Genomic DNA, 5,436 nt, shown 5'->3' with positions numbered 1-5,436 from the left:
TGGACAATTACCGGATTGAATCCGACTTACCCTGGCTGAATGCGTCTAATGTGCTGCTGGTGAATGCGGTAGGCGACCTGTGCGGTATTTTGAATTTGGTGAAGGACGAGGGGCGGACAGGCGTATATTATCTTTCGCGACATCTGGATGCTGAGCTGCGGGAGACGACCAATCATAATTACAGCCTGCTGTTTCTGCGAAGACAGGAGTCGGAATATTTTTATAACCTCTACTATGGAGATAAGCCGATGTTGCCATTGAAGCTTCAAGGTCAACGTATTCCGGTAGCAGAGCTGATTATTCGCGGTACTGAAACGACAGATGCGGTATTGGCAGTTGATTTTGGTACCTCGAACACAACGGCAGGAGCATATCTGGATAGCTCCTATGTTACTGCCCCGGATGCGGGCATGAGCAGCACGGTTCGGCTGAATGCGATCAACTATGTGTCCTTCCCTGGCCCGGAGGGAGCGGAGGGAGATTGGATCGAAGTGTTGCCGACCGCCATTCGTGTTGCGGACTGCTCTAACCCGGAGCATATCGTATACGTATTCGGAGAGGAAGCACTGCGAGGAACGGATGTAGCGGGCAGCCGGGCGACGGTACTGCGGGGGATCAAGCGCTGGGTCAATGACTATAAGCGAACCGAGGAATTAATGGATTCCGAGGGAAATACGGCGACCGCTTCCCGCAGCGAAATTTTAGCGGCTTTTATCCGCTATGTGATTGCGACAGCCGAGCAGCAATTTAAGTGCCGGTTTCGTAACCTGCATTTTTCGGCACCCGTCAAGCTACAGCCGCAGTTTATCGAGATGTTTAGCGATATTTTACCGGATTACCGGATTGAAGCAGAGGATGCGCTGGATGAAGGGCTGGCTGTGCTATACAATACACTGGCAGACCAGATGGAACGAGGAACGTTTGCGGACGGAGAGGAATATCAGGCCCTTGTCATTGATTGCGGTGGAGGTACAACGGATTTATCATCCTGCCGATTCCGCATTGAGGATGGACGCATTGCCTATAAGCTGGATATTCACACCACGTATGAAAATGGGGATACCAATTTTGGTGGAAACAATCTGACGTATCGGATTATGCAGTTCATGAAAATTGTGTTTGCAGGCTATTATGCTGCGGAAACGCGGTTGCCTGACACCGATATTGATGCCTTGATTGGCATTGCTTCCGGGGATTTGTACCGCCATGTGGATGAGTTTGGCGTAGATGCCGTGTATGCGGGACTGGAGGAACGTTATCGAGAGGCAGAGGCCATCTTGCCTACGGCATTCAAGCAGTACGAGCATGCCACACGGGATGAATATCAGCGGGTGCTAAGCAATTTTCATCTGCTGTGGAGCGCGGCGGAAAATATGAAAAAGGAATTTTTCTTACGCACAGGCATCCTGCGCAGCCGCTTCGAATCCGAGCAGGTATTTTCATCTGAAAGTGATCTGAACATTGCCGTGATGGATCGTTGGCTGGTTTCAGTCATCGAAAATGGACGTTTTCGTGATGAATATGGATTGCCTGATGTAGTGTTCAATATCCGTGAAATACAGCAGCTTCTCAAGGCAGATATCTATAATATTGTGCGCAAGTTTCTGGATGATTTTTATCAGGAGGGGCGCTTGCAGGATTATTCGATTATCAAGCTGACTGGGCAGTCCTGCCGAATTGATGTGTTTCGTGAGGCGCTCAAGGAATTTGTGCCGGGGCGCAGTATTGAGTTCCGTCAGAAGGCGGAGGACCTGAGTCGGGTGCCTGAGCTGAAAATGGCCTGTCTGCGCGGCGCTATCCGTTATCTGAACGCCAAAAAAATGGGCACGATTGAGCCTGTCATTACCAATCATATTCCAGCCATTCCGTATACCGTCAGCGCATGGACGCATACGGGGCGCGAGAAGGAGCTGATTGCGAGCTTGGAAAGCAACCGCGTGCGAGGCTCTATTTCCAGGCCGTCCCATGCCGCTGAGGTAGAATTTTTTCTGACGGCGAATGGTGGCAAGCTGCGTCAGCGCCATGTGTACCGCAGTCGGCCAGAAGCCTTTGAGCCGATGCCGTATGAGGAAATTGCCGTGCTATACGGCCGGGATATTCCGCAGGATGATACCGACTCTATTCGCAACGGTGAGACGAAATATTTTGTATTTGCAGGCGACAGCCGTTGGGGCTTTTATGTGGTGCCGATTACCCGCCGGGATGAATTGCTGCATCTGGGGCCCAAACGCTTTTTTGCCTTCGAAAACGATCTCTCCGAGCTGGATTTTTTTGACGGCACGAAGTAGGACAGGCCAACAGAGACAGCACACAGCGCGATACGAAGACACTATGAAGTGCGAAATACCATGAAACATCGTGGAATATAAATATAATATATGGAGGATGTAATATGTTATACGCAGGTTTTTGGAAACGGGTTTTGGCGAGTATTATTGACAATCTGTTGATGTGGTTCGTGTTTATGATTCTGGGTCTGATCTGGTTTGTGATTCAAGCCATTGGGGACTGGGGGTCTTCTTCGGCGGCAACCTCTTTACTCACAGACGGATCGCCCCCTATTTTCACCATGAAGATGGTTGGGCAGACTTTGCTTAATTGGGGTGTAATGTGGCTGTATCATGCGATTATGGAATCTTCCAAATGCAAAGCCTCCGTGGGCAAGCTGGCTCTCGGGATCGTTGTGGTTGATGAGTTTAACCAGAGGCTCAGCTTTGGACGTGCCAGTGCCCGCCATTGGAGTAAGTTTATATCCGCTATCATTCTGTGCATCGGCTTTATCATGACAGCCTTCACAGCTAGAAAACAAGCCCTTCACGATCTGATCGCTCGTACCTACGTCGTGGACAAACGTGAGCTGAATCATATCCTGCGTGAGCAGGCCGAGCGGGGAGCCGGGATGTAAGGCAGATAAATAGACCTTAAAATTCTAATGTATCACAGTTTTCAATCAGGGGGAGCACGATGGATATACGCAGATTTTTAGAAAAGAATTTTCGTCTGTTTACTGGATTACTCGGAGGAAGTAAAGCTCAGCCCACCGATGATGGAGTTACTGTTCCGCCTCCTGCGCCCGGTGTGAATCGGCTGTCTGTTCCCCTGAATAAAGAAGAATTGTGAAAGGAGGGCAACCATGTTAACCCATATCGTTCCGAAGTTTGAGAAAGGCCGTATTCTTAAAACCGAGATGCTGGAAAATCTGCGAGATTATCCTCGCAGTTTTCTGGATATCCGGTATCAGGATTATTCGGATGGCATTATTACCGGGATGAACGTCACTGTCGGGGAGCACACGCTGACCATTGACAGAGGCATTGTAAAGCACAAAGGCAGGCTGTACCTGCTGGAGCAAGAGCAGGAAGTGCCATATAAGGCTACGGGGCGGCTGTCGGTGTTGAAGCTCCTATTTATGGAACAAACGGATCGACCGGATTTCACGGTTCATCATGCGGATATTGTGCTGGAGGATGAGCCAGAGCTGGGTCTGGATGAGCTGGAGCTGGGCAGGTTTAAGCTCAAAGATGGAGCCGTGCTTCGCTCGGACTATCAGGATTTTGCTGACATGGCTACCGAATTCAATACATGGAGCGATATTCATGCTCCCTTTGCAGGTGTGAAGCAGAGTACATTGCGTCCGGAGACGATGCGTTACTTCGCATCGGAGCTGCTTAAAAGCGGCACAACCGATCCGATGGATTGTATGTTTGCGCTTATGTGCCTGAACCTGGAAGCCGTGGACAGAGAATCAATCCAGCATTACATTGCGAACCGAAGCGGTGCGGAATACAGAGACTATTCCCAGGTACAGCTTCACAGACAGTTAGTTCTTATTATGGAAGGCGCTGGACGGGGGAAACGCACAGCAGGGCGTTGGCAAGGTGGCGGAGCCGGACGAATGATTGTGGATTAGTCTAAATGCGAAGGAAAAGCTCCAAAAGCTTTAACTTGGCATCATCAGGATTATCCCGAACCTAGGATACTCTAACCTCTGAGGGCTGTTTTCGTAGGGTTTAGGATTATTATCGTGTGTAAACCCCATTTGTTCTTTTAAATAAAAATTTACATATGTTCAGAAGTAGGAATAAAGTCACTGAGACTATAGATACTCGTTTGATGAATTGAAACTTCCTTTATTTGCGAAAAATCGACATTCATTTGGACAGAGGTAGATGTGAGGTTTCAGCTGTTTTTTGTTTATTTTACTTGTTACAATAAAACCATTAAACGACCGTATCCTTTTGATACACAATTCCGTCTACCTCAATGAAACACTCAAACTCAAATGGACTGAACAAAGGGGGGCCCCAAATATGGCCTTTGTGATATCCGAACGGATGAAAAATGAATCTTCCCACGCTAAGGGGTATGAAAAAGTACTTCCTGCGTTGTATCGCTACTGTCTTTCGTTGACAGGCTCCACATGGGATGCGGAGGATTTGGCGCAGGCGACTTTTCTGCATATGCTGCAATCTGAGAAAAAACTGCATGAGCTGGAAAATGGCGAGGCTTATTTAATCCGTTCCGCGCGGAATCGGTGGATTGATGATATTCGCAGGCAAAATGCTCAAAAGCGCCTATCTGTGCCTGGCGAAGGAAATTATACCCGAAAGTATGATGAGCCTTCACTGTGTTATGAAGAAAATTACACACCAGATTTGGAACTCGCGCTTCAATATTTAATGACACATGTATCACCATGGCAGCGGACCATCTTGGTGCTGCGGGATGTATGGGGCTATACGGCGTCGGAAACGGCAGAACTGTTGGATACGACGGAGGGCGCGGTAAAAGCGGCTCTAAGCCGTGCCCGCGCTTTGCTTGCCCAGAAGTACAAAGAGGGAAATGGGCTGGAGTCTGTAACCCTACCTGAGCATGAAGTGGAACGGGAATGGCTTAAGGCTTATTTGGCGGCCTTTCGTGCAGGAGACGCACAACGCTGGATTGCGCTTGGCTTGAACGATATGGCTGAGCCAATAGCGATTGCCGGATCTGTGCTGTATCAGAGCTTTTATTCTTCCGGCGCTCAAATGAACTCTAATCCTTCCCATGACATGCAGGCTAGGATGGCCGCTTAACAAGAGGGGAGTTTTGGCAAATGAGCACCATTCCTTATGTAATTGAGCACACAAGTCGCGGAGAGCGAAGCTATGATATTTATTCCAGGCTATTAAAGGATCGTATCATTATGGTGTCGGGCGAGATTGAGGATCATATGGCAAATGTCATTGTAGCGCAACTGCTGCATCTTACCGCCGAGGACTCCGAGAAGGACATACAGATGTATATTAACAGTCCGGGCGGGTCCATTTCAGCAGGGTTTGCTATTTATGATACGATGCAATTTGTGAAAAATGATATATCTACCATATGCACAGGCATGGCAGCGAGCTTTGGTACGATTTTGCTGACCGGAGGCACGAAGGGCAAGCGGATGGC

At 48.8% G+C, this 5,436-nt stretch carries 6 protein-coding genes; all 6 read left to right on the top strand.

The window, feature by feature from the left end; genetic code table 11:
- Positions 1-2,288, top strand: a 2,288-nt coding sequence (locus tag C1I60_RS23725) for an Hsp70 family protein (protein WP_252361859.1), incomplete at its 5' end; no start/stop codon positions are given.
- Positions 2,289-2,392: 104 nt separating this feature from the next.
- Positions 2,393-2,905 (top strand): RDD family protein, encoded by a 513-nt coding sequence (locus tag C1I60_RS23720; RefSeq protein ID WP_137063961.1) that lies wholly within the window; start codon positions 2,393-2,395, stop codon positions 2,903-2,905.
- A 59-nt stretch (positions 2,906-2,964) separates the two neighbouring features.
- Positions 2,965-3,120: a hypothetical protein gene (locus tag C1I60_RS23715; protein WP_170970890.1), complete on the top strand. Its 156-nt coding sequence runs from the start codon at positions 2,965-2,967 to the stop codon at positions 3,118-3,120.
- A gap of 13 nt (positions 3,121-3,133) precedes the next feature.
- The gene (locus tag C1I60_RS23710; RefSeq protein WP_137063960.1) at positions 3,134-3,910 is read left to right on the top strand and encodes a DNA and RNA helicase; all 777 of its coding nucleotides are present in this window, start codon (positions 3,134-3,136) and stop codon (positions 3,908-3,910) included.
- A 400-nt stretch (positions 3,911-4,310) separates the two neighbouring features.
- The gene (locus C1I60_RS23705) at positions 4,311-5,075 is read left to right on the top strand and encodes an RNA polymerase sigma factor (protein ID WP_137063959.1); all 765 of its coding nucleotides are present in this window, start codon (positions 4,311-4,313) and stop codon (positions 5,073-5,075) included.
- A 20-nt stretch (positions 5,076-5,095) separates the two neighbouring features.
- Positions 5,096-5,436: ATP-dependent Clp protease proteolytic subunit (locus tag C1I60_RS26065; RefSeq protein ID WP_252361858.1), on the top strand; the 341-nt coding region annotated here is incomplete at its 3' end.

The sequence above is a fragment of the Paenibacillus terrae genome (assembly GCF_005217525.1).
GTDB classification, from domain to species: domain Bacteria; phylum Bacillota; class Bacilli; order Paenibacillales; family Paenibacillaceae; genus Paenibacillus; species Paenibacillus terrae_C.
This window is presented reverse-complemented; position numbering and strand designations above follow the sequence as displayed.